Genomic DNA, 25,793 nt, shown 5'->3' with positions numbered 1-25,793 from the left:
TAGGTTAAGATAATCAGCAGCAGCTATCTACCTAACACTCTTATCTCCCACTCAAGTTCAATGTTAAATTTATCTTTTACTGCATCTTGTACTCTGTTGCCAAGGTTTTCTAAGTCAAGTGCAGTTGCATTATTGTAATTGAGTAGAAAATTACAATGTTTCTTAGAAATTTTAGCTCTACCGTTACTTAATCCTCGGCAGCCAGACTCATCAATCAGTTTCCATGCCTTGCAGCCTATTGGATTTTTGAATATACAACCAGCAGTTTTTCCTCTTACTGGTTGACTTTTATTTTTTTTATCAATAACTTCTTTCAATCTTTGCAATATAAGCTCATACTCTGAACTTACTCCTTTAAATTCAGCTTCAATAAAAATCCACCTGCCTTTTAGACTATGTCCACGATAAAAATATCCCATTTCTTCGCTGGAGAATTCATATAAATTTCCATCTTCTAGATTCACTGCCCTTATAAATTTTACAACACTCGCAATATCACTACCATATGCACCTGCATTCATCTCTACCCCACCGCCAACTGTTCCTGGAATTCCAGCAAGAAACTCAAGCCCACTAATTTGCTGTTCTCCGGCAAAGTATGCAAGGTTACTAAGCAGTGCAGCACCACCTGCAACTATGGAGCTATTATCTTTACATTTAATATACGCAAATTCCTTACCTAATTTCACCGTTATTCCTCGAATGCCACTATCTTGCACTATTATGTTGGATGTTGCACCGATAACGCTAATTGGTAACTCCGCATCTTTTATCAAGCACATTAGATCTTCAATGTCACGTGGCTTAAATAGTACATCAGCTTGGCCACCAACATTTAACCAAGTCATTTTAGACATTGAAACATTATAACGGTAGATTCCACATACTTTAGGTAAGCTTATAAGCATTTTGATTTTAACTCTAATCCTGCATCCATACCCATTTTTTCTGCATCTTCTACAAACGAAGTGCGTTCAGTAAAGTATATAACTCTCTCGCCCGCTAACATACAATAAAGATGTAGCATGTTTTCACTCACATATTCTGCTAAAGCTGCAAGCGGTGTAAAGCATGAACCATTTACTGTCTTCATGAAACTGCGCTCTGATTTTGCCCTTATAAAAGACATATTATTATTAATTTTCTCTAAAAGATCGATAACTTTTATATCATTCTTTCGGCATTGAATGCAAATTGCCCCCTGCCCTACTGCGCTTAACATGACTTTTGGTGGCAATACCTCTGTAATTAAGTGATATTTTTTTAATCTTATCAGCCCTGCTTCAGCTAAAATCATTCCATCAAAATTCTGATTTTGCAGTCTAGTTGTCACATTTCCACGCAGTGTCACTACATTTAAGTCTGGCCTGAGATTTAACAGCTGAACTTTTCTTCTTATTGAAGAAGTTGCAATTGTAGCCTGCTGTGGCAAAGTTTTTAGGCTCTTATATTTATGAGAAATAAATACATCACATGGACTTATCCTCTCTAAAACACAAGGAATTGTTAAGTCCTTCGAGAAAAACGCAGGTACATCTTTTAGCGAATGAACCGCCATATCTATATTATTTTTGAGTAATTCAGCCTCAATCTCCCTGAGGAACAGTCCTTTACCTCCTATTTCAGCAAGGGTTACATTAGCATATTTATCACCAGAAGTTTTGATTTTAATGATCTCAACGGATAGATTAGGAAAAGACTCTAATAATCTTTGTTTTGCTTCCAAAGCTTGGATGATCGCAAGGTCGCTTCCTCTCGTACCTATTTTAACTAGCATATATCCTTCATATTATATGTCTATATTCTATGCCCATTTTTTATTATCTCCAATTTAGTTATTGAACATTTTACAATTAGCCCTTAGTATCACGAACATTTAGTAATCTAGGAGTATGTATGTTTGATATTTTAAAAGATTCTAATGGCAGATTTAATAAAAAGAATATTTTACCTCTTGTATGTACTACTGTCGCTATTATTCTAACAGCATTAAGTGCAGTAGTAGCAATTCCCAGATTTTCCTCTCACCCCTCTCTATCTAGTCCTCTCGGTTGGAAAGATTTAAGTTATAATAAATTTCTTGCTAATCACATACCTACTTAGCATAGTTATTTTCTTAACACTTGGTTTATGCACTTACCTTGCAATTGACAAAATTAGACAAAACAAACAGAGAATCTGAGAGCCAACTCTGAACCTAATACATGTGTTTATACTGCTTCAATAAATGATGTTCTAGAAGAACAAAATCAATTATAGAGATATTGGTTCTAGGCTTGTTTTTTATCTTTCACGGACCTTTTCATTTAGGTGCTTGTGATTAGCAACCATTCAGTTTACACTGTACCTAAGTATAGTTTAAATTTATGCTAAACAAGCTCACAGTTAAATCTCTTTCAGTGTTACTAATTTTTTTGCTGTCCTTATATATAATACTGCCAAATTTTATTGATAATAAGTTCTTTACCTCAAAAAAGAGAATAAATTTAGGGCTTGACCTGAAAGGTGGATCATCTCTGCTTCTAAATGTAGACTTAGATTTTTACTTCAAAGAGAAACTAAGCATGCTAACCGATGAAATAAAAGAAGGTCTGTTAACACAAAAGATTGAATTTAGCGCAAAAAACGATAAACAAGTGGTTGTAACTTTAAATAATATTGATGATTACAAAAAAGTTTCAACGTTAATACATAAAATAAACCCAAATTTAGAATTGAGTAGAAAAAATACTGCAATTTTCATTTCATATAAACCGCATTATAAGAATTCATTAATCAATGAAGTAGTTTCAGAGTCAATAGTTAATGTTCAAAGACGCTTAGATAAGCTTGGTACTAAGGAAGTAAGTGTGCAAAAACAAGGACAAAATAAGATATTAGTCCAAGTTCCTGGAGTAGAAGACACTCAGCAGATAAAATCTCTGCTTGGCAAAACAGCCAAGCTGGCCTTCCATTTGGCAAACACCAATGTAGCTAAAATGCAAGATATCGATCATGACACTACGATTATGCTCAAGGATTCTTTGGGTAATTCCTACCCGATATTCCGCAAAACTGAAATAGGCGGTGGTTCATTAGTTAACGCATCAGTTAGATTTGGCAATTTAGGTAAACCAACAGTACATTTCAAATTCGACAGCATAGCAAGTAAAAAATTTGCAAAAATTACTAAAGAAAATGTAGGAAAGCCTTTTGCAATTGTTTTAGATAACACAGTCTTAACTGTACCAACAATACGTGAACCTATTCTAAATGGAGAGGGAGAAATTAGCGGTAATTTCACTGAAAAACAAGCGAGTGAACTTGCAATACTTTTAAAATCAGGTGCACTACCTGCACCACTTAAAATAATTGAAGAAAAAAACATTGGTCCAAGCCTTGGAGAAGAGTCAATAAAAGCAGGAGAAATTGCAGCAATAATCTCTATCATAGCCGTTGGTTTATCTATAATCATTACTTACGGCAAATTAGGCTTATTAGCGTCTGTTGCACTCGTTTTTAATGTAATCTCTATACTACTCATTCTTACCTTACTTGAAGCAACTCTTACTCTCCCTGGAATTGCTGGAATTGCGCTAACTGTTGGCATGTCAGTGGATGCAAATGTTTTAATATTTGAACGCATCCGCGAAGAAATAAGAGCAGGAAAAAGAACAGCTCGTGCCATTGAAGAAGGATTTAAAAACGCAATAAAAACAATTCTTGATTCAAACCTCACTACACTAATTGCTTCAGGAATAATGTTCATTATTGGTAGCGGAGCAATTAGAGGATTTTCTATCACTTTATCGATAGGAGTTTTATGCTCGATGTTTTCTGCAATTATAGTCACAAAACTTCTGATAGAATTGTGCATCAACCCACAAAAGCTAGTACTTTAGTATCTGTTCAGCAGAGTGACAAAATAAGATAGACGAGAAAAGACAACTAAATGGTTGTCATGAAAGTAGCTATCCAGTCTTTTCGTCGTCAAAAACGTTGTAACATGCTCACCAATTTAGTGAGCATAAAACCAATATATTTGTGGAAGAAAAGGAAAAAAGAAACAGAAACCATCTTCAGGCTATCACAAAGGATATGGCCATAAGATTAAAGATATGGATAGATTTATCAAATTTCTGAATGGAAATCAGGATATTAGAATTGAAAAGATATTATTACTAAAAATTAAACATCAAACCAACTTCAATATTATGAGTGGATATATCGTCTGCAATAGGTGTTGGAATATTAAAGTAACGATAGCCGAGAAAGGTTTTAACTTCTGGAATTACTGAGTAATCAACACCAAGCTTTATTTGATAAACAAGCCAAGGAACATTCAGTGGCATTAAATTTTTAGATGATTTATCAATCCTTTTTAATCTAAAAACTGTTGATCCTATACCAAGACCAATATACGGAGCAAATTGAGTATTTTGAACATTAGGGTTATAGTAAAAATTTAATAAGAATGCAGATACACTTGCTGATTTATCAAATACCGGAGGAGAGTTACTATCTTCAATATTGACTTTAGAATACATGGTCTCAAAATCAACTCGGCCATTTTCTCCAGCATAGTAACCTACAGATATGCTGCTAAGCCACTGAAAATCAATTTTACCGTTAAATTTTTTTATGTTTTTAATTTCATCTCCTAAGAATAGGTCTAAAAGAAAACCACCATAACGGCCCTCAGCTAAAGCAAGAATTCTTTTTCCTATTGCACGTATACCCTCCACAAATACTTCTGAGCTATCAGAATATATCTTACCACCATGAGCACTAACATAGAAATCAAGTTTTTTTGATTTTTCCTTTGTAGGTTCAGCTTGATCTGCAATACTTGGCCATATATTTTTCTGATTAGCTACTTGGAAAACAGAAGGTGAACTACTTTCAAGTTCTTGACATTTTATTGGCACTTCTTTTTCAGTAACTTCTTCAGAATGTATCACACTTTCATTATTGTCCGTTTCTAATTTTAAGGGCTGCACTTGCTCAATGTGTGTATTGTTACTGATATAAGTAATAAAAAAATAGACACACGGAATGAAGATGAAAAATAAAGCAATAGATATTCTAATTATCATAAATGAATTATCACTTATAGTATAACTACTATATCATATATTCCTTTAATGTACAAAAATTAAGAAATAATATTTCCAATTAAACAATTATTTTCTATTCCTTTAACATGAGCTTTCACAATACTTTTAGCTTGAACTCTTGATGTAAGTTTTATTAATGCAAAATTTTCTGTTCTACCAATATTATTCTGCTCAACCAAAACGCTTTGCTCAGTGCCGAGCAAAGATTGATAAAAACTGCTCATCATTTCTTTATTTATTTCTCTTAGATGCTTTACTCGTTCTTTACGTACATTCTCTGATATTTGTGGCATCCGTGCAGCAGGTGTGTTTTTCCGCTCTGAATATGGAAAAGCATGTAGATAAACTACATTTATTTTTTTCAGTAAATCAACTGTATCCTGAAACATTTCATCAGTTTCTGTTGGAAATCCAGCAATAATATCAGCGCCAAATGCTATATTAGGTCTTAAGCTCTTCATTTTATGACAAAATTCTATCACTTGTTCTCTATTGTGACGACGTTTCATTCTCTTTAGTATTAAATTATTACCAGACTGTAGACTCAAGTGTAAGTGAGGCATAAGTCTTGACTCATTAGCTATTAAATCCATTAGTTCATCATCAACTTCAGCAACATCAATAGAGGAAAGTCTTAGTCTCTTTAACTGTGGTATATCCTTTAAAACTCTCCTAACCATCGAACCAAGTGATTGCTTACCAAACAAATCTGTACCAAAGTCAGTAATATCAACACCTGTAAACACCACTTCTTGATACCCATTTTCTATAAAAATCTTAATTTGCTCTATAATATTGTTTACTGGCACAGATCGATTATTTCCTCTTGCCTCAGTAATTGAGCAAAATGTACAACTATGATTACAACCATTTTGAATTTCAATAAATGCCCTTGATTTATCTTCAAATCCATTAATGAGAATAGGTTCTACTTGGTTATCAATGACTAAGATTTCATCATTATTTAGTAGATAATTTTCAGCTCTGAGCTTGTCTTGATTACCTAGCACTTTACTTACACCAGGAATATCACTATATGATTTAGGATCTAATTGAACGGCACAGCCAACTACGATAATTTCTTTACTTGGGTCGTTTTTATAGATCTTACGTATTTTTTGCTTCACTTGGCGTTCTGCTTCGTTTGTCACTGCACAGCTATGCACTACAACAACATTTTCTCTCTTTGCTTTTTTTAATGCTTCTTTGATTAACTCACTCTCGTAGAAATTTAGACGACAACCAAATGTTATTACTTCATTCATGCTTTTGCTTTAATAGATCTAAATTATATCAAATATCCAAGCAAAATGACTATTTTTTTGGTAGATATTATAATTTAAGCATAACCTCTAGAGTTGAAAATCACAGGAAGAATTTGTAGATATACAGTAAGATCATTTAGCATTAAAAAAAGCTTAATGCCAATGATGTTAACCTCAAGCAAATATAAACCAAAAAACATTTTGCTAAACCTTGAAGCTCTACCATGCAAATTCATCTATATCATTTGGTACATAAGTGTCAGAATAAGCTTCATCCAAACTTTCTGCTTTCCATGGAAGCCATGAAGAAGGTTTTATCTTCTCTAAAACTTTACCTGGTATTGATGTTATCTCTTGCTTCACGTCTTCTTTTAATTTTTCTATTTGTAACCGAGCAAAATCTTCCACGCGAACCATGAGTTTATCTGTTAGCTCTTTTATCATGTCTTGATTTTGTTCTGCAACTTTCTTTGTAATAGGTACGACAATTTTACTTATAATCTCCGTTCCTAATGGAACAACGATTTGCTTTGCAACCTGATCACTAACAGGTTTAATAAGGTAATCTGCTATACTCTTTGCTGTATCTCCAGTCAGATTTGTTATTTTTTTTAAACTATCACCAATAATACCATAGTTTTTTTGGTACATCATATCTTCATCAGCAACTTCATATCTCCCTAAATCATCATACATTCCCATTTGTTGGTGAGACAATCCATTTGCATCAGATACATATCCGTATTTATTAAGTGAATTGGAATTAGACCGCATAACATTCTCCTAATTATTTATATATGCCTATTTTAGTATGAAACAACTAACAAAACATTAACTTTTAAGAACTCTTCTCAATTAATACATCAATAAAGGTAAGACCATATAATTTTCTCCTTTCTTGATACTATTCTCCTCCGAACTTAGTTCACACAGTTATTCAGACACTTCTGAATTTACCACCCCCAATTCCACTGCTTTTTTATATTTTGACTAGGTCTTCTCCTACAATTAGATAATCAGTACTCTTATCTGAAATGTACCATATAACTACACCAAGCTACAAATATGACACAAGAGTTTAGATTATTTTAGTTATTCTCTTGTATAAGATACTCTTTATATCAAAAAGAGGACCATATGAGTGAAGCAACTTTTTCTGAAAAAAATCAGCTTTCTAGAGAAGACATAGCAGAGTTAACAGAACTTATGTGTCTTGAACGAAGTGAAGTAAGTGAAAGTGGAACAGGGCTATTAGAACTTATAGCTGAACAGGAACAAATACTTGAGGATTTAGGAATAGAATCAAAAGAGCTTTTATGTTCTCAGCATACAGGAATGTATGAGAACCTTAGTCAGCCCTATTCTACGGATCTCGAGGTTTTATAGCAGATATATAGATTATCATTATTATTGATACCTACTCAAGAGTTGCTATGGCAAACAGAGAAAACTGCAATTACTGCCGCTAATCTTTTTAATATATCTTTCTTTGATGGTGCTATTATCGCACATTTTGACTGATATGGGCTATGATAAACCAGAAAATCACAGCTATATTTAGGAATTGAGACAAGGCCTCATTTAGGTAAATATTGCTATGCAGACTTTTCTTGATAGCAAGCATATTGCTTTTTAGAAAAATATTAGTAGCATCAAACATAGAGATTGACATTAGTTTTTCTGTCAGATTAAGTTGCGTCTAGTACATATTATCAAGGTGAAATTTCACGTTTTTTATTAAGAGGATCCACATCTGGATCTTCTATATAGTTTTGAGGTTGTTCTTGAAACACAAGACGTGCTCCCTCAAAGTTATACTCCTCACCTTCATATAAAGAATCTTCTTCTTCAAAATTGTGTTCTATTTCTACTTCAAACTTGAATCCTAACTTCTCGCAGAATTTGTAGAAATATTCTTTAATGGTATCAAATAAACTTCTGCCATCAATTTTGTAATCTCTCAATTTTCTAGGCACAGTAAGTGACAATTTGCCATCTTTATATATCACATCATCTTTCCCATCTTGAGATTCAAGTGTAAATTCTAGTGAGCTGGATAGATCGCATACCTTGTCACCTAATTGAACATCACTCTCTTGGGAGAGTATTGGTAATGTCATATCAGATCTAACACTCACATTATTTTGGTCAACATAATAGATATTTATAACTTTTTTAGGTGAGAGTATTTTCAATGAATGTTGGCTAAGTGCAAATTGAGATTCTATAAATACACCAGCTTCATACCCTGCCTGATTACAATTGGTAACCAATTCCTCTAAGATAGAGTCACTTGGAACCTGAGCGTTGGCATATTCAAATATTTCCTTAAAAACTTCTTTTGCAAATGCACGATAACTCTTGTTTTTATCTCCTTCTTTCGGTAATAGATGCGTGTGTTCTTTGCCTAAATCGTAAAATCTTTTAATCTCTTCTTTATATTGATCAGTTTTTTTATCACTAGGGATTTCCGGATCTTCACAATATTCTTCCCAAATCTTATCAAATCCTTCCTTATTTCTGTTTACCAGCGCTTTAATTAAGATTTTGTCTATATTTCTGTCTTTAATAACAAAGTCCATTCTGTCAAAATCTTTATATATAGCTTCACCAGAATTTGCTGCTTTATTATCTCTTGAAGCTCTTAACTTACTGAAATCAAACTTTTCTGCCTGAGCTTTTAGTGTAACTACTGGATTTCCCTTTTTTTCCTGTATAGAGTTGTTCATTGTTAATACTTTGATATGAATTGCTGATAGTATAATAATACATAAAAATAGTTAATATGTCAATAATATAGTTAACATAGACAGTCATAATAGGGTGACAGGATTTTAGTAAGGCTCTATTATGAATAAACGGTTTTACACAGTATGAATGTTGATGAGCAGTCAAGTGTGCTGACTTTTCTAAATAGTAAAATTGAGAATATACCAAGGTTTCATTCCGCAATATTGACTAAACTTTGCGGCGGAGACAGAGTAATGGACTTGCTGTTTTATAGGCCGCTCAGTTATGTGGATAGAAGTAAATCACTACCTGATGCTCAAGTGGGAGAATTTACAACTTTTGTGGCAAAAGTGTATGAGCACCAGCGCCCCACTGTTAGAGGTAGGCCATATAAAATAATCGTTGAAAGTGAAAGTCAGTATTTATTTATAGTTTTTTTTAATTACTCAGTTAAATATTTGTATAAATTATTTCCAGTTGGAACAGATATAGTAATCAGTGGTAAACTTGAAAAGTTTGCCGAACATTGGCAAATTACTCACCCAGATTACATGTTGTCTGATATCAATCAATTTAAAGAAATAGCCTGCATAGAGCCAATTTACCAATTATGTCGCGGTATTACTAACAAGAGCATTAGAAACATAATAAGTTCTAATCTAAAAGATTTGCCTGATTTGCCAGAGTGGATAGATGAAACATTAATCAAGCAAAAGAAATGGCTGAATTGGAAAGAAAGCATCATAAGATTGCACAGACCGAGCTCACTCGCAGAAGCAGAAGTTTGCAGAGAAAGACTTGCTTATGATGAGCTATTTGCGTACCAGTTGGCACTAAAGCTTGCAAGGGAAAATCATGTAAAAAAAGAGGGAAAAGAATTTATAATATTGAGTAAATACAAAGAGCAGGTCTTAAATGAATTACCGTTCCAATTAACAAATGATCAAATTCGAGCGATAGATGAAATTTCAGAGAGACAAAAATCCAAATACCGCATGGTAAGTCTGCTGCAAGGTGACGTTGGGAGTGGCAAAACTGTAGTTGCACTCTTTGCGATGCTGAATGTGGTAGAAAATAACATGCAAGCAGCTCTAATGGCACCAACTACTATCTTGGCTGAGCAACATTATAATTGGATCGAAGAAGCTCTATCTTGTACTGATATAAAAGTTGCTTTGCTTACCGGTAAAACTGCGCGCAAGGAAAGAAAGATTATTATGAACGAACTTGCAAGTGGTATTTTAAATATAGTAATTGGTACTCATGCATTATTTCAAGCCAACGTTACATTTAAAAATTTAGGACTCGCAGTCATAGACGAACAACAGCGATTTGGAGTGATACAGAGGAATCGGTTGGTAGGAAAAGGAGAAAATACCGATATACTTTTTGTTACTGCAACTCCCATTCCAAGAACCTTGCAGCAAGCTATGTATGGTGATGTTGAATGTTCTATTTTAAGGGAAAAACCAAAATCTAGGTTGCCAATAAAAACCGTTATTATGAACGTTAAAAAAGTATCAGATATTATTCAAAGACTGAAAAATGCTATAAATAGAGGCGAAAAAGCATATTGGATTTGTCCATACATAGAAGAAAACGAAGAACTCAATATTGCCGCAGCAGAAATGCGCTTTCAGGAACTACAAAAGACATTTTTTGATAGAGTCGGAATAATACACGGAAAACTAACTCAAGAGCAGAAAGATCAAGTGATGTTTTCCTTCAAGAGAAATGAATTTTCTCTGCTTGTTGCAACCACTGTGATAGAAGTTGGCATAGATGTACCAGATGCAACTATTATGATTATAGAGAATGCAGAGCAGTTCGGGTTATCGCAATTACATCAGTTAAGAGGTAGAGTAGGACGAGGAAATAAACCGTCTTTTTGTGTACTGTTATATGACAATCTCAGTAAAAGTTCGTATTCAAAGTTAAAGATTATGTGTGAGTCACAAGATGGATTTTATATTGCTGAAAAGGATATGATGCTGAGGGGTAGCGGAGATATTCTAGGCACAAAACAATCAGGGTGCATGGAGTTTAAATTTGCTGATTTATATGAGGACAGAGAATTGCTCAACCTTGCATATAATAGTGCAAAAGGTACAATAGCTAATTTTGAATTACTGCTTGATATATTTGAATATAGAAGTAGACTACATTTTTCAAAATTTCAGTAATCTTCCAAGCCATAACCTTCATGAGTAGAAATTCCTTGACAGACGGGAGTATTTAACAAACCATATGCGTCAAGTTAAGGAAAAATAAGAGTGAAGAAGAAGTTTTTACCATAAGAATAAATTGTGCAGAGTTAATAGCAGGCCCTGTAAACAAAATGTTAGCAGGTCAAATTAATCAAGGGCAGGAAGTATAAAAATGGAAAAAAAGCGGTAACTTAGCCTAATGACAATAAATATATATATAGAAGGTACCGTTTTAAAGAGCACAAAAGGAATACACAGTAAAAGCGAGAAGAAGTTGAGAATATGTATGGAAGCAGTGTGGAGAAGTGGCTGCCAATGATCAAAAATTTACCACAATTACAGAAGTATACACAAGAGGTTTAAAAGGTGATGCAAAAAGGGAATTTTGGCAAAATGACTTAAGTATGCACAACAAGATTTGCATAATTGATGATCAGATGTCATTCATGCTCAGCCTATATATAGAAAAAATTCTCAAGCTCAAGAGGGCTTAGGGTGGAACTAAAATTCATGGACTTGTTGACGCACGTAATTAATTTCTTTTTTTTAAGTTAATTAATGTTAACAAGCCACGTCTGCCTGTAATCATGTTAATACCAAAATATAATGTAAGAGAAGAAATGGGCAGTGCTATACAACAGTTTTTGTTTCTTTCTAACCATGCTTCCATATGAAAAACATATGACATAAAAAGGAAAACAAAAAGCTAAGAACCTTGACGCGCTTTACATCTTGGCTTTACCTTATTTATAATATAAACCTTACCACCCCTTTTCACAACTTTACAATTTTTATCTCTGTTACGATGAGATTTTAGCGATCCTTTAACTTTCATATCTACAGTAAGAATAGAATTACCTTACATTATTATCACTTACAGCGAGTTAGTCAATTGATTAAATTTTATTAAAATATTGTATAATTGTTGCTGATACTTCTTCGATCGACCTTTGCGTAACATCAATAATTGGCCAGTTATTTTGCTTAAAGAACTCCTCTGCTTCTTTAATTTCCTTTTCTACTTTTCTAGGGTCAGCATATATATTATTACCTTCATTATTAATTGAAGTCAGTCTATTTTTGCGTATTTCTATTAGCCTTCTTACGTCTATTGTTACTCCTATAGTCAGTTTATTTCTTAATTTTGCTAAGTCGACGTAAAAGGGTATCTCGCTAACAAAAGGAACATTTGCAACTTTATAGCCTCGGTAAGCTAAATACATACTAGTGGGAGATTTTGATGTGCGTGAAACTCCAACCAAAATTATATCGGCTTTATCAATATCTTGAATATTTTGTCCATCATCGTGATTGATGGTATAGTTTATTGCCTCAATACGCTGAAAATACTCGTTATTTATTTCAGTATACAGGTCAAGTTTTTCATCCTTTTCAATTTCAAGATAGGATGAGATTTCTCTAATAATATGTGATAATATTGCTCGATATGGAATTTTTAACTTGATACAATTATCTTTTAGATATTTTCTGAGCCCATCATCAGTAATAGTGCATATAACAAAGTTATGCTCATCACTTTTTCTCTCAATTTCCTCCAGAATTTTATCGATCTGCTCTTCTTCTTTTACAAAAGACCAAACATATTCGATAGTTTCTACAGAACGAAAATGTTTCAGGGCTGATTTTGCAACTGATATAACAGTTTCACCACTTGAATCTGACACTAAGTGTAGGTTAAGCTTTTTAAGGGTCATCAACGTTATACTAAAAATAATAGCAAGCAATCTGCTACTGAAATTGTGCTAATTTATTATACTACGTAAATATAGAAAAACTATCTTGTTGATAAAACTCAAACTAATTGATAAATTCTTAACACAATTATTCTCAAAACAAATGTTTTTATTAAAGCCTACAAATTTCACTTCTTTTACTAAAAAAGCTCTACCTTGGCTTGGGGTTATTTGTTTCGCATGTTTTTTAATTGGAATGTTCTTGGCATTATTCTTCTCCCCAGGAGATTATAAACAAGGAGAAATTGTACGAATTATGTATCTTCATGTGCCTTCTGCATGGCTTGCTCTTGGAATATACGGACTCATTGCATCACTCAGTTTCATTTCATTGGTGTGGAACAATAGCGTTGCTAGTGTTTTGGCACATGCTGCTGCTCCTGCAGGGACAGTCTTTTCGGCAATATGCTTAATCACAGGTAGCGTCTGGGGAAAAGGAACATGGGGTACTTGGTGGGTATGGGATGCAAGGCTTACTTCAATGCTGATTTTGTTCTTTCTGTATGTTGGTTATCTTTCATTGTGGAGCGCTTTTGATAATCAAGCAAGAGCAGAGAAATCATCAGCAGTATTTGCCATTTTTAGTGCTATAAATATTCCCATAGTAAAATTTTCTGTGAATTTATGGTCTACTCTTCATCAGCCAGCAAGTATTTTTAGAAAAGGTGGAGTAGCAATAGAAGGTTCTTTACTGCTGCCACTCATTGCAATGTTTATATTTTGTACCACACTTTTTTTAGTAGTGTGGATACTTAATGCCCTTCATTTAATTAATTTGCAGAAGATAAAGAGAGAAATCAGCATGCGATATTAGGTATATAGTTCCAGAGTGTAATGTTGTGAACAGCTACGGAAATTAAAATGTAGAGCAATCATCAGCAGAGACTGAGTGGTATAAAAAATAGCTGAAGAATGTAAAAAAGGAAGTGGTATAGATAAACCTGTTACCGATAGAGAAGGTGAAATTGATACGGGCGAACCTGTTACTGATGAAGGAGAGAATGAAAATGGAGAAATTACATCTCGAAAAGTAACCTCAGATTGTTCCAAGTATGAAAATTGTGGGCCATATTCTCATTTTTATAAAGTTGATAATAAGATAGGTTGTCAAGGTTTTAGTGCATCTGATTTACTAAAGGAATTATATCCTGAGATGTACAGTAATCCTAAGATTGCAAAATATATAGAAGAGGGAGCAAATGGTAATTATGGTGCAGTAAATTTTAAATTTGCCTTTACAGAGGATCTTAATTCAATATCCTGGCTTGGTAATATAGAATGTGAAAAATGTGTGGATGATCAAATAGAGTTAGCGTGTCAAGAAGAAGAGATTAAGAGTTTCTGTTACCCGAACGTTTACCGTAGTAATCCAGAATTCAACAAGAGCTTTTTTTCCAGAGGAGCATGTCCTAATCTCTTTAGAGAGTCCAGTGAAACAAGTGTTGTAAAAGCAAAACAAGTTGCACCATTGATACTTGTTAATACCTTAGGACAAATGATAGATAAAGAGGGTAATAACACTAAAGTATACTATGATGCATTGAAGCGTTATCTAAATGATGATAGTAAAATCAAGGATTGTGGAGATAATCAAAAGTGTAAGGATTATATTCCAATTATGGAGAAAGTTGCATGGAATAGTGATAAGGAAGTACTATTAAAAACTGCTGTTAATAATACGCAAGAAGCAAATCCTTACTATTATGGAAATGAGGATAATTCTACTTCCGTTGAATTTGGTTCTATATAAGGCTGAATTTGTCTAATTTTTTCTACACTAGACACAATTTAGTCGTATCTGAACAAATACATAATCTATATAAAGAGGACGTAGGTACCATCTGTCCTTTTAAGGCATTTATGTCAATGATATGCGTAATCCATGATTTTAAACATGATGATCCTCCTAAGTAATACAAAAAAACTCAGAAAAATGTATATAGCTATGATAGAAGTTATCTATACATAAGTACAATATACTTTAACTAGAGATTATAAATTAATGAAGTTGAAAAGTCTGCAGACGAAGATAGATTTCGAGCTCTAGAATATCTTCACTATCAAAATAACAAAGCTGTCAAAATTTGTCAAGTAATTTTTATCGCAACTGTACAAACATTGCACAGGACAAATTTAAAATGCTGTAAAATGGTGTCTGTTCAGACGCATGTGAAACCAGTGCTTCTTTTCATCCCACTTCCATGCGGCTAAACCCTTTTCATAATCTCCTATCTATCATTTCTTAAACCACTCCCCTGAACGGATACAATTAAATACATTTTTAACATTTTTATAGAAAACTATTAGTATAGATTTGTATGCTGCCCTCATGGCTATTTTAAAATGTTTAATACTCCTTTTCATTATTTCTTGTACACATCTACCTAACAAGCAAAATTCTGTTAATATAGACAATTATAAGCACGATTATTCGTTGCAACAATATAATACTCCTTTGAAGAATAACGAACCAGCAATACCAGAAATGATACCTTTACCGGTAGAGTTTCCCGATCTTACAACCAGTAATCAGTTTCTTTCGATTAATGTTGATGAAAAAGTACCAGTAAAGGATTTACTGATTGAGATAGGAAAACTTTCTGACGTTAACTTAGACATAGATCCCAAAATATCAGGTAATATTATTTTAAAGCTAAAAGATAAGAACATAAACGAAGTAATTCAGAATATAGCCAACAGCGCCAAATTGCGTTACTCAATGAATAATGGTGTAATTAGAATTGAACAAGATTTGCCATATGCACAAAATTATTACGTAGACTTCATCAATATTCAACACTCTGCTCAAAGCAATTTTGTCGTTAGTGGCAATGTTACAAGCAGCGATGCTGACAGGAATGTTAGAAAGTCTCAATATAGCAGTGACTTATGGAGTTCATTAGAAAAAGGCTTAAATGCAATAATGGATGTTAATGGAGTGGATGATGGTGAATTTCTTTCATCCAACAGAGAAGCTGGTGTCATTATTCTAAATGCTAGAAAAGATATTCACAAAGCTGTTGAAGAATATATTAATAAAGTTAAGAAATTGGCGTCTTCTCAAGTAATGATCGAGGCCAAAATAGTTGAAGTTGTATTAGACGATAAATACCTTTCTGGTATCAACTTAAATGATTTGCATAATGAAACAAAATCTATAACAAATCAAGATAGTTCCATTACTAGCCTGGTAATGAACTCTGATTTAGAAAATTTAGTAAAAACTTTAGACAAGTTTGGCACTTCAACCGTAATTTCAAGCCCTAGAGTACATGCTATAAATAATCAGCAAGCAATGATTTCATTTACTAAAAACCATATCTATTTTACTTCCGATATACAGAAAGATACCGGAAACTCCAATCATGCCTTAATTACCAAGATGAATAGCACTCCAATAGGTGTGGTGTTAATAATCCACCCAAGCATTAACATTGATACTAACGAAATATTTATGGATATACACCCAACCTTATCAAGAATTAACAATTACACTAAAGACCCAAATATAGAATATGTCGCACAACAGAATAAAATGAAATTAAATAGTGACATTCCAATTATTGAAACCAGAGAAATGCACTCTACGTTAAAAATTAAGAGCGGCGAAGCTATGGTAATTGGTGGGCTTATAGAGCATAGAAAAGATAACCAAAACTTATTGCATCAAAAGTCAAAAAAACTGGCTAAGACAGTAGAAACCGTCATCTTCCTGAAAGCAACAATCGTACCAACACTTGGTTTATTAGATATAAAAGATAGGAATTTATATATATATTAAACGTATCCGTTCAGGCAATGGCATCAACTTAAGGAAAGATGTTGGGGTTGCTATTATGATAAGAAGAGAGTATCAGAATGATAATTAAGACAGCTTAATCATAAATCTGTTGCAGTAAATTTAAGTTACTTTAGTCATATATTAAAGTTTTTAAACAGGTCTTAGTTTACTTACTTTATTGTTTTCTTTATTATCAAATATTGCTTTAAATAATATGGAGGAGCACATTGTCAGCAATTGCCGTTATTGATTTTGGTTCACAGTTTACACAGCTTATTGCAAGACAAATCAGGGAAATGGGCGTTTACTGTGAAATATTTCCAAGCAATATCGATTTCGAAACAGTATCAAAATTCAATGGATTTATTTTTTCTGGAGGACCGCAATCTGTAAATGACAATTGCTCTGAAGTAAGTGAAGTAGCACATAAAATTATAAAACTTAACGAAACAATAAACACTCCTATACTTGGAATATGTTATGGACAGCAACTCATTTGTCATTATTTCGGGGCAAAGGTAAGAAAAGAATTCAATCAGGAATTTGGCAAAACTAAAATCAAGATACTAAAAGAATCCCCAATTATAAAGGATACTTGGGACGTTAATTCCGAAGTCGATGTGCTAATGAACCATGCAGACAGTGTCGAAACTATACCGCAAGGATTTACTGCTATTGCCTCAGGTATAATAAATCAAACAATCGCAATAATTGCCAACGAACAGCGGAAGATTTACTGCACTCAGTTCCATCCTGAAGTTAAGCCTACGACAAATGGTAGTAAACTTCTCTCTAATTTCTTAGATATTGCAAATTGTGAGAGAGATTGGACAATGAAGTCATTCATTGAAAAACAGAAGGAAAAAATTCAAAACTTAGTAGGGGAGAAAAAAGTAATTGCTGCAGTAAGTGGGGGGGTTGATTCAAGTGTTGCAGCAGTTCTTACACACAAAGCTATAGGAAAACAATTAAACTGTATTTTTATCGATACTGGGTTATTGCGTAAGAGCCAGACCACTGCTATGTTAAAAGAAATTCCAATAAATTACGTTGATAAATCAAACTTGTTTTTAAGTAGGTTAAAGGGAATAACTGATCCGGAAGAAAAGCGAAAAATTATCGGCAATACTTTTATCGAAGTATTTGAAGAAGAGGCAAAAAAAATAGGTGATGTGGATTTTTTAATGCAAGGCACCATTTACTCTGATGTAGTTGAATCAGGGCACGCTTCAGGAAACACTAGTACAATTAAATCTCATCACAATGTTGGTGGGTTGCCAGAAAAAATGAATCTGAAATTAGTAGAACCTTTACGCTATCTCTTTAAAGATGAAGTAAGGCTGCTTGGCAAAGAAATTGGGCTTTCAGATGAGATAATATTTCAACATCCATTTCCTGGGCCTGGACTTGCAGTGAGGATCATAGGTGAGGTTGATGAAGAAAAGGTACGAATATTGCAAGAAGTAGATGAAATATATATCAACACAATGAAAAATTATGATCTGTATGATAAAATATGGCAGGCTTTTGCTGTACTGTTACCAGTAAAAACTGTGGGAGTTATGGGAGATAATCGTACATACGGATATGTTTGCGCTTTAAGGGCTGTGACTTCATCTGATGGCATGACAGCTGATGCATTTCCATTTGAAAATAAAGATCAACATTCGTTAGTATTTTGGAGGTTTTTGCAAGACGTCAGTAGTATAATTGTTAACAAAGTTTCCGGAGTAAATCGAGTTGTGTATGATTTAACTTCCAAGCCACCAGCAACTATTGAGTGGGAGTAGCAATAATTTCATTCCAGTTTCAGCTACTCGAATCACACCAAAGAGGCTGGTTGCATAACTCAAATTTTAAGGAAAACTATTTAATGTCATTCCAGCGCGTAACGCTGGAATCCAGAAAAAAAGAACCAGTGTCAGCTACTCGGATGACATCGAAATGTTCGTACAGATATTCGTCACACACCGGAATAAAAATTAGACTTTTGCCTTGTGCAAAATAATTTCAAGGCCGCATTGTCTTTATTTTGCTTATAGCTTCCACAAGCACTGCAAACATAAATGAAGAATACAAATATGCTTTTGGTAGTTCTATGTGAAGCCCTTCAAGTGTTAGATATACACCGACGAGTAAAATAAATAGAATGGCAATTACTTTTAAGCTTGGGTTGGATTTTATTACCTGAGCGGTATAATTTGATGAAAATAGCATCGCTAATATGGAAAATGTAAATGCTATGGCAATGATTATCATATTGTGAGTTAATGCTATGGCAGTTAATATTGAATCAACCGAAAAAACTAAGTCTATTAATATAATTTGTAGCACAACTAAAAAAAATTGTGATTTAACATTTGCCTTTGTTTTGTTCTCCTTATGTACAAAAATTTCGCTCCATAACTCTATAGAACTTTTAACAATAAGGAATAACCCTCCTGCAATCATAAGTAAATCCTTTACTGAGATATCTAGCGATACAGCGTGAAATATAGGCTTTTGCATTGATAGTATATATGATGTAAAAAATAGTATTACAAAACGCATCAATAGCGCTAAGCCAAAACCTATAAGGCGGGCTCTTTCTCTCAGCAGATTTGGCACCTTATCTATTGCTAGAGAAATAAAGATTAAATTGTCTATACCAAGTATAGTTTCAAGTAGCGTAATTATCAATAAAGTCCAAGCATCAGCTAGCATTTTCATTCCAAAGTCAGATTTTGTACTTTACAATAGATGTGTAAAAATTAAGTAACTTCGACTAGGTAATTAAAAAATCAGCCTTACCCGGAAAAGAAAGAGGCAAAAGGGCATTTTTATAATAAAAGTACTTTTGTAAGAGAAATAATGAAATTAAAAATCTAACTCTCTTTACGAAAATTTTAAATAGATTGTAAAATAGTTGTACCATGAAAATATATGCCTTCTTTATAGACTAAGATTTTTCTTTAAATTAAGATAGATACACGATAAAAGGAACATATGACAAAAGAATCATTAGCAAAAACTGATATAGTAAAAGTTGAAGATAAGAAAGCAACAAAGGGATTTTTTAAAATATTAGGTGAAGTAGCAGATGCTGTAAGGTCATGGGTTGGCAATATTGGCCCTGATTTAAGTAGTAGTCGCGATGTCGATAGTTTAGTCTTGAAGATGAACGAATGCTTAAACCCAAAGGGGGGTGAAGTCTCAGCACGTAAGAACACCGTATCTCTTGGTAATTTGTACTTGAGTTTATCAGAGGCAGGTCAAATAAAATTTTTACAAACCCTGGCAGAAAAGTTCAATCCGGATAAAACGAAAATAGATGAAGAAATGAAAGTATATAAGAAAAATCAAGATTCTGAGTCGAGCTATAAGTTTGAACAAGACTTAATAAAAGTCCTTGAATCACCACGCTCTAAAATATTGAAGCAGTTTATCTCCTTACCGGAGGGCCTTAAGTTTATTGTTGATATGCGTTCTGATGTACTCAAGCTGAAGAATCAATATAAAAGTCTAAGTCCACTAGAAAACGAATTAAAAAGTATACTTTGTACTTTGGTTGATGTTGATCTACTTGATCTTCATCAAATCACCTGGGATTCACCTGCATCATTGTTGGAAAAACTTATAAAATATGAAGCTGTACATAAAATTTCCTCTTGGGGTGACTTAAAAAACAGACTAGATTCTGATCATCTCTGTTTTGCTTTCTTTCATTACAAAATACCAAATGAACCTTTAATTTTTGTAGAGGTTGCACTGATGAATGAGATTGCAGATAGTATTCAACACGTTTTGGACGAGTCAGTTCCTTCAAGTGACCCAAGCAGTGCAAGTACTGCTATATTCTATTCAATATCAAACACTCAAACTGGTTTATCTGGAATTAGCCTCGGTAACTTTTTAATAAAGAGAGTCGTAGAAAAACTATCGCAAGAATTTAAAAGCGTAAAAGTGTATGCAACTCTTTCTCCAGTTCCTGGATTTACAAAATGGCTAAAAAATCAAGACGTAGCTTTATTAGGTAAGCTTAATATAAAACAATCAGGTACAGAAATTTTAGAAAGCATAAAAACTAACATTGAATGCGAAAAACAGTCCCTACTGAAACTTTGTGCACATTATTTGCTAAAGGTTAAAAGCAGTGGTGGAGGTGCTTATGATCCAGTAGCACACTTTCATTTAAGCAATGGTGCATCAATCAAACAAATCAACTGGATGGCTGATACTTCTGAAAAAGGCATTAGTCAGTCAGCCGGAATAATGGTGAATTATCTGTATGAGCTGCCTAAAATAGATAACAATCATGAGAATTATATGATTAATAAAGTGATTTCTCATTCAAAAAAAGTGTCAGCTATGTTAAAGGAATAATAGGAAGTGCGCAAGCATATAGAAAGTGCTAACATTCCCTAATGTTTATGTATATAATATTGAATAGTTTTATGAGGTAAAATGTATGAATAGTGATGAATTAGAAGAATTAAAGAAACTAAAACAAAAGATACAAGATGCAGTAGCACATAAAAAATTGTATGGTGTATTATTTGCAGATTCTAAAGAGATAGAGTTATTCAATAATTGTATTAGCAGTATTAAAAGTAATGGAATAGGCGAAGAGGAATCAAATGAATTGATAACCATTTATAAAGGACTTAATTCAATATTTGATAACATTAGTTCTGACTGGGATGGCAATAAGGGTAGCCTAAATGCTCAAAAAATTATTGTACATTATCAAAACTTAGAGTCTATCTTAAAGATAGTAAACATAATTAAAGAATTGAAGACAAGATTGGGCCAAGCATTCGTGATCTTCGACTTTGATGAATCCGGGTTAATCCAGGATATCGAATCACTCCAAAAAAAAATGAAAGAAGTGCTAGAAAACATGCAACAACAAGAACAAAGTGCAGCAAGGAAAAAAGAGTTAGAAGAGAAAGCTAAAGCAGAGTTTAGCAAGTATATAGAAAACGGCACTATTGATGCGATGTCAATCAAAAGGGATAGTAATTCAGACCTTCTTTATACAATAATTAAGCTAAAAGAAGACAATAAAAGCACAGATATTAAAGTAAGCGAATTTTTAAATAGTGATTTTTGTAAAGAAAACAATATTGCCGGTTTTCTTCTTTCAAGTGGAGATCAAAAAGAATTTATCAGTGGTAAAATACATGAGGGGATTAGATATTATCATATAGGTACCACAGTTCAATATGGAATAAAGTTTAACTGGTATGTAGACGGAAAGGAATGTAGCATTACATTAGGTGCTAACAGTGATGATAGTATTAGAATAATAAGTGATAGACCAACTGATGCGGATTTAGAAAAAAATAAAGATGTAAAGATTAAAGTTGGTGATGCTTACCTAAGCCTTGCTGATGCAGTAAAAACGTGTAGACAGCAAGAAGATCCAAGTAGCACAGTGAAGCAAGCATCAGCTAATGAGCATTGCCGTCCATTGGCAAGGACAGCTTAATGTTTTTAGCAAAGAGAGATATAAGTAATTGCTCTTGTAATACTTAAAATGTAAAATAGATCTACTTAAATAAGTAGATCTATGAACAATATAAGAAATTTTGCAATAATAGCACATATAGATCATGGGAAGTCAACTCTTGCTGATCGTTTGATAGAAGAATGTAACGGTCTTGAGACAAGGGAAATGACCAATCAGGTACTTGACTCAATGGATATAGAGCGTGAACGTGGAATTACAATCAAAGCACAAACGGTAAAACTCAATTACACTGCAAATAATGGTAATAAATATTGCCTCAACCTCATGGACACACCAGGTCATGTTGACTTTTCATATGAAGTCAGCCGAAGCTTAGCCGCATGTGAAGGCTCACTTTTGGTAGTAGATAGCAGCCAAGGAGTTGAAGCTCAGACTCTGGCAAATGTCTACAAGGCAATTGACAATAATCATGAGATAATAGTTGTGCTTAATAAAGTCGATCTTCCTGCTGCAGATCCAGAAAGGATAAAGCTTCAGATTGAAGAGGTAATCGGAATTGATGCAACTGAGTCAATTTTGATATCGGCAAAAACTGGTCTTGGGATAAAGGATGTACTTGAAGCTATAGTGACAAAACTTCCCGCTCCTCAAGGTGATACAAATGCTCCACTGCAAGCAATTTTAGTTGATAGTTGGTATGATCCTTACCTAGGAGTAGTAATTTTAGTGCGAGTTAAAAATGGAGTACTAAAAAAAGGCATGAGAATCGTTATGATGTCTAATAATGCTACATATCAGGTCGATAATATCGGTATTTTCACTCCTAAAAAAGTTATGACTGGTGAACTTTCAGCAGGTGAAGTTGGTTTTATAACTGCTTCAATGAAAGAAGTAGCAGACTGCAAAGTAGGAGACACTATTACTGAAGAGAAAAGGCCGTGCAGCAAGGCATTACCTGGCTTTAAAGAAGTATATCCTGTAGTATTTTGCAGTATTTTTCCCAATAACACAGATGATTTTAAATATTTAAGGGAAGCACTAGAAAAATTACATTTAAATGATGCTAGTTTTACATTTGATGCTGAAACGTCAAATGCCCTAGGTTATGGATTTCGTTGCGGTTTCTTAGGAATGCTACATCTTGAAGTCATTCAAGAAAGACTCGAAAGAGAATTTGATTTAGATCTAACAGCAACTGCACCGAGTGTTATATATAAAGTTGCAACACAAAATGGTAAAGTTTTAAATATCCATAACCCAAGCGATATGCCAGACCCTACAAAAATTGAAATAGTGGAAGAACCGTGGATCACTGCAACTATAATGGTACCTGATCAATATTTAGGAGAGATTCTATCTCTGTGTGAAGAGAGGAGAGGAGAACAGCAGGATTTATCTTATGTTGGTAATACGACAACAGCACTACTGAAGTATAAATTACCGCTGTCTGAGGTTGTTTTTGATTTTTACGATAGACTAAAATCAATTTCCAAGGGATATGCAAGTTTAGATTGGGAAATATCCGATTATCAGGAAAGTCAGATAGATAAATTAAGTTTTTTAGTTAATGGAGAACCTGTGGATGCGTTAGCCTGCATTGTTCATAAAAGCAGGGCAGAAAAAAGAGGCCGTGAAATATGTGCACGTTTGAAAGACTTGATACCACGCCAGCAATATAAAATCGCGATTCAAGCGGCAGTAGGCGGAAAAATTATTGCTAGAGAAACGATTAACCCGTATAGAAAAGATGTAACAGCCAAGCTCTATGGTGGAGACGTCACACGAAGGATGAAGCTGCTTGAAAAGCAGAAGAAAGGTAAGAAAAGATTGCATTCTGTGGGAAACATAAACATTCCACAAAATGCTTTTATTGAGGCTTTGAAAATAAATGATTAATATATATTCAAAAACATAAATTTAAAGAACTAAGTGATATTTTCTCAATAAATTTACTGACATTGATATGGGTAAATTTGAAATAGCTATGTGAATTTGTAAAACACTATATAAGATACCATACAACGAAATCATCCCAGTGTTAAACGCTGGGATGACAGAGAGCAGCTCAATTGCTCCACTCAATCAGTAAAAATCAGATATATGTAGACATTGGCTAAAACCATTCCAACAACATTTTAGTGAAACTTAACAAGCTTATCTATAGTTTTAGTGATGATTCTTGGAGTATTTGGAGAGACTTCTGAGCCCAGTCTATTTAACCGCTCTATAGCAAACCCGCTGTTCTCATTTATTATGAAATCACATAAAATATTTTCTATATCTTTAATAACACTTTCATGCTTTCTCAGAGGATGGTTATTCGGATATCTATGAATGGTTTTGATGCTAGAATACTCAACGAAAGCTTGATCTTTAAAAGCAAGTTGTCTCAATTTCTCTTTGAATTTTTCTTCTTCATCTCTTGCTAAAAGGCAAGACTTTATCAGTGATTTTATAATCGAGTTTATAGCCTGATGTATTTCAGAATGCACTATAACTTTGATGATATTTTCTTCCACTATGCAATCATAAGTGCTTTTTTCGCTCTTTAATGACTCTATAAGCATTTTGCTATTTTGCGAATTCAATTCCAGATTCTCTTCACTTATAGGAGTCATTATAAAGGTATTCTTATTTACCCTGATGTAAAATTGTGGCAACCCTTTAGAACAGGCAAATGCTACATCCTTAGACTCAAGTGCGTGATTGTATGAAGAAGAAAGGGTGCTTGCTATAACGCTACTTGGTACTTTCATTCCATGATTACTTAGGTGATTTAACACATTCTCAACATCATGATATGTAAAACCTGTATCTTTTATCAATTCAACAACTTCTATGCAATTGTGTTGTTTATACTCTATTGTCACTTCTTCTGTAAAAAGAGTTTTAGCTGCTATATGCTTATCAAGCACTGTGAAAATCTTGATGAAACTCTCTAAATCTTGTTTGTTAATTAATTCAATACTAATTAAGTTTTTGCTAACAATTATAATATTTTTTATCATTTTTTCCCACTAAAAAAACTCACTAGATGAATTGTATTTTTAATTCATTAAAAATTGTTTAAAGTGGGTATGCCAGCAACAGTAAGACAAAAAAATCACATAAAATCTTCATTATGTATTATATTACATCCCTCGTGTTCATCACTGCCGCTTGTGTAAGCTGTTGCATTAATGCTATCTTCATTGTTATTTAACATATTATCCAACTTTCCTTCTTTTTCAAGATCCATCAATTTGTCACATCCAGCAATATGATGTACATAATCACCATTTTCATCAGTAATAAAAATTTGTGGAACTGTCCTGACGTTATATTTTGATTTTATACCGTCAAACAAATCCGAGTTTCTAAGTACATCAATTTCTTCGTATTTCACACCTTTTTCATCCAATAACTCTTTTGCTTTCTTGCAGAATGGGCAGTACTTCTTCACATATATTACAACTTTTCCTTTAGTGTTTTTCACGATTTATCTCCATAGTTCATAAAATACAACTAT

General features: G+C 33.5%; 23 protein-coding genes. 12 read left to right on the top strand and 11 right to left on the bottom strand.

Going from position 1 to position 25,793, the window contains the following annotated elements; all coding sequences use genetic code 11:
• Window positions 1-23: 23 nt before the first annotated feature.
• On the bottom strand, window positions 24-908 hold the full coding sequence (murB, locus tag OPR29_RS01885) for a UDP-N-acetylmuramate dehydrogenase (RefSeq protein ID WP_265024785.1): 885 nt from the start codon (window positions 906-908) through the stop codon (window positions 24-26).
• Window positions 899-1,777 (bottom strand): hydroxymethylbilane synthase, encoded by an 879-nt coding sequence (gene hemC / locus OPR29_RS01880; protein ID WP_064085264.1) that lies wholly within the window; start codon window positions 1,775-1,777, stop codon window positions 899-901. Before hemC ends, murB begins: the two co-directional genes overlap by 10 nt.
• Window positions 1,778-1,896: 119 nt before the next feature.
• Here hemC and OPR29_RS01875 point away from each other — a divergent pair, with 119 nt between their 5' ends.
• A complete protein-coding gene (locus tag OPR29_RS01875; protein WP_265025356.1) occupies window positions 1,897-2,103 on the top strand; it encodes a hypothetical protein in 207 nt (68 codons plus the stop codon).
• Between the two features lie 263 nt (window positions 2,104-2,366).
• Window positions 2,367-3,881, top strand: a complete 1,515-nt coding sequence (secD, locus tag OPR29_RS01870) for a protein translocase subunit SecD (RefSeq protein WP_265025355.1) — start codon at window positions 2,367-2,369, stop codon at window positions 3,879-3,881.
• A 279-nt stretch (window positions 3,882-4,160) separates the two neighbouring features.
• Here secD and OPR29_RS01865 read toward each other — a convergent pair whose 3' ends face one another.
• The 3 genes from OPR29_RS01865 to OPR29_RS01855 all read right to left on the bottom strand — a co-directional run bounded on the left by OPR29_RS01865 (window position 4,161) and on the right by OPR29_RS01855 (window position 7,135).
• The gene (locus OPR29_RS01865; RefSeq protein WP_265025354.1) at window positions 4,161-5,075 is read right to left on the bottom strand and encodes an outer membrane protein; all 915 of its coding nucleotides are present in this window, start codon (window positions 5,073-5,075) and stop codon (window positions 4,161-4,163) included.
• Window positions 5,076-5,134: 59 nt separating this feature from the next.
• The gene (mtaB, locus tag OPR29_RS01860) at window positions 5,135-6,361 is read right to left on the bottom strand and encodes a tRNA (N(6)-L-threonylcarbamoyladenosine(37)-C(2))-methylthiotransferase MtaB (protein WP_265025353.1); all 1,227 of its coding nucleotides are present in this window, start codon (window positions 6,359-6,361) and stop codon (window positions 5,135-5,137) included.
• A 219-nt stretch (window positions 6,362-6,580) separates the two neighbouring features.
• Window positions 6,581-7,135, bottom strand: a complete 555-nt coding sequence (locus tag OPR29_RS01855; RefSeq protein ID WP_264377991.1) for a hypothetical protein — start codon at window positions 7,133-7,135, stop codon at window positions 6,581-6,583.
• 363 nt (window positions 7,136-7,498) lie between these two features.
• Between OPR29_RS01855 and OPR29_RS01850 the strand changes: the two genes are divergently transcribed.
• The gene (locus OPR29_RS01850; RefSeq protein ID WP_007301923.1) at window positions 7,499-7,747 is read left to right on the top strand and encodes a hypothetical protein; all 249 of its coding nucleotides are present in this window, start codon (window positions 7,499-7,501) and stop codon (window positions 7,745-7,747) included.
• Between the two features lie 326 nt (window positions 7,748-8,073).
• Here the strand turns inward: OPR29_RS01850 and OPR29_RS01845 are convergent, their stop codons facing one another.
• The gene (locus OPR29_RS01845; RefSeq protein WP_265025352.1) at window positions 8,074-9,090 is read right to left on the bottom strand and encodes a hypothetical protein; all 1,017 of its coding nucleotides are present in this window, start codon (window positions 9,088-9,090) and stop codon (window positions 8,074-8,076) included.
• 144 nt (window positions 9,091-9,234) lie between these two features.
• On the opposite strand from OPR29_RS01845, the gene recG reads away from it, so the two are divergent.
• Together recG and OPR29_RS01835 are read left to right on the top strand one after the other, a co-directional pair.
• A complete protein-coding gene (recG, locus tag OPR29_RS01840) occupies window positions 9,235-11,274 on the top strand; it encodes an ATP-dependent DNA helicase RecG (RefSeq protein ID WP_265025351.1) in 2,040 nt (679 codons plus the stop codon).
• Between the two features lie 329 nt (window positions 11,275-11,603).
• On the top strand, window positions 11,604-11,792 hold the full coding sequence (locus OPR29_RS01835) for a hypothetical protein (RefSeq protein ID WP_007301926.1): 189 nt from the start codon (window positions 11,604-11,606) through the stop codon (window positions 11,790-11,792).
• Between the two features lie 212 nt (window positions 11,793-12,004).
• On the opposite strand, the gene ykgO is transcribed toward OPR29_RS01835, so the two are convergent.
• On the bottom strand, window positions 12,005-12,133 hold the full coding sequence (ykgO, locus tag OPR29_RS01830) for a type B 50S ribosomal protein L36 (RefSeq protein WP_006015378.1): 129 nt from the start codon (window positions 12,131-12,133) through the stop codon (window positions 12,005-12,007).
• A gap of 61 nt (window positions 12,134-12,194) precedes the next feature.
• On the bottom strand, window positions 12,195-13,013 hold the full coding sequence (locus OPR29_RS01825; protein WP_265025350.1) for a pyruvate, water dikinase regulatory protein: 819 nt from the start codon (window positions 13,011-13,013) through the stop codon (window positions 12,195-12,197).
• Between the two features lie 142 nt (window positions 13,014-13,155).
• Between OPR29_RS01825 and ccmC the strand changes: the two genes are divergently transcribed.
• The 4 genes from ccmC to guaA all read left to right on the top strand — a co-directional run bounded on the left by ccmC (window position 13,156) and on the right by guaA (window position 18,623).
• Entirely contained in the window at window positions 13,156-13,866 is a 711-nt protein-coding gene (ccmC, locus tag OPR29_RS01820) for a heme ABC transporter permease CcmC (RefSeq protein ID WP_007301928.1), read from the top strand.
• A 339-nt stretch (window positions 13,867-14,205) separates the two neighbouring features.
• Window positions 14,206-14,802, top strand: coding sequence for a hypothetical protein (locus OPR29_RS01815; RefSeq protein ID WP_241653902.1), 597 nt, complete (start codon window positions 14,206-14,208; stop codon window positions 14,800-14,802).
• 564 nt (window positions 14,803-15,366) lie between these two features.
• The gene (locus OPR29_RS01810; protein WP_265025349.1) at window positions 15,367-16,833 is read left to right on the top strand and encodes a type II secretion system protein GspD; all 1,467 of its coding nucleotides are present in this window, start codon (window positions 15,367-15,369) and stop codon (window positions 16,831-16,833) included.
• Window positions 16,834-17,060: 227 nt separating this feature from the next.
• Window positions 17,061-18,623, top strand: coding sequence for a glutamine-hydrolyzing GMP synthase (gene guaA / locus OPR29_RS01805; protein WP_052265035.1), 1,563 nt, complete (start codon window positions 17,061-17,063; stop codon window positions 18,621-18,623).
• A 220-nt stretch (window positions 18,624-18,843) separates the two neighbouring features.
• On the opposite strand, the gene OPR29_RS01800 is transcribed toward guaA, so the two are convergent.
• On the bottom strand, window positions 18,844-19,536 hold the full coding sequence (locus tag OPR29_RS01800) for a TerC family protein (RefSeq protein ID WP_026097226.1): 693 nt from the start codon (window positions 19,534-19,536) through the stop codon (window positions 18,844-18,846).
• Window positions 19,537-19,818: 282 nt separating this feature from the next.
• Here OPR29_RS01800 and OPR29_RS01795 point away from each other — a divergent pair, with 282 nt between their 5' ends.
• From OPR29_RS01795 to lepA, 3 genes are all read left to right on the top strand, one after another.
• Window positions 19,819-21,195 carry a malonyl-CoA decarboxylase gene (locus tag OPR29_RS01795; RefSeq protein ID WP_019236618.1) on the top strand — a complete coding sequence of 459 codons (1,377 nt, stop codon included), beginning with the start codon at window positions 19,819-19,821 and terminating at the stop codon, window positions 21,193-21,195.
• A gap of 85 nt (window positions 21,196-21,280) precedes the next feature.
• Window positions 21,281-22,303 carry a hypothetical protein gene (locus tag OPR29_RS01790; protein ID WP_265025348.1) on the top strand — a complete coding sequence of 341 codons (1,023 nt, stop codon included), beginning with the start codon at window positions 21,281-21,283 and terminating at the stop codon, window positions 22,301-22,303.
• An 81-nt stretch (window positions 22,304-22,384) separates the two neighbouring features.
• Window positions 22,385-24,181 carry a translation elongation factor 4 gene (gene lepA / locus OPR29_RS01785; RefSeq protein WP_265025347.1) on the top strand — a complete coding sequence of 599 codons (1,797 nt, stop codon included), beginning with the start codon at window positions 22,385-22,387 and terminating at the stop codon, window positions 24,179-24,181.
• Window positions 24,182-24,420: 239 nt separating this feature from the next.
• Here the strand turns inward: lepA and OPR29_RS01780 are convergent, their stop codons facing one another.
• Entirely contained in the window at window positions 24,421-25,293 is an 873-nt protein-coding gene (locus tag OPR29_RS01780; protein WP_007301937.1) for a hypothetical protein, read from the bottom strand.
• Between the two features lie 95 nt (window positions 25,294-25,388).
• On the bottom strand, window positions 25,389-25,760 hold the full coding sequence (locus OPR29_RS01775) for a glutaredoxin (RefSeq protein ID WP_006015443.1): 372 nt from the start codon (window positions 25,758-25,760) through the stop codon (window positions 25,389-25,391).
• Window positions 25,761-25,793 lie beyond the last annotated feature (33 nt).

Source organism: Wolbachia endosymbiont (group B) of Pammene fasciana (genome assembly GCF_947251495.1).
Classification (GTDB): Bacteria; Pseudomonadota; Alphaproteobacteria; order Rickettsiales; family Anaplasmataceae; genus Wolbachia.
The sequence above is the reverse complement of the archived record's forward strand: the minus strand, read 5'-3'. Positions and strand labels throughout refer to the sequence as shown.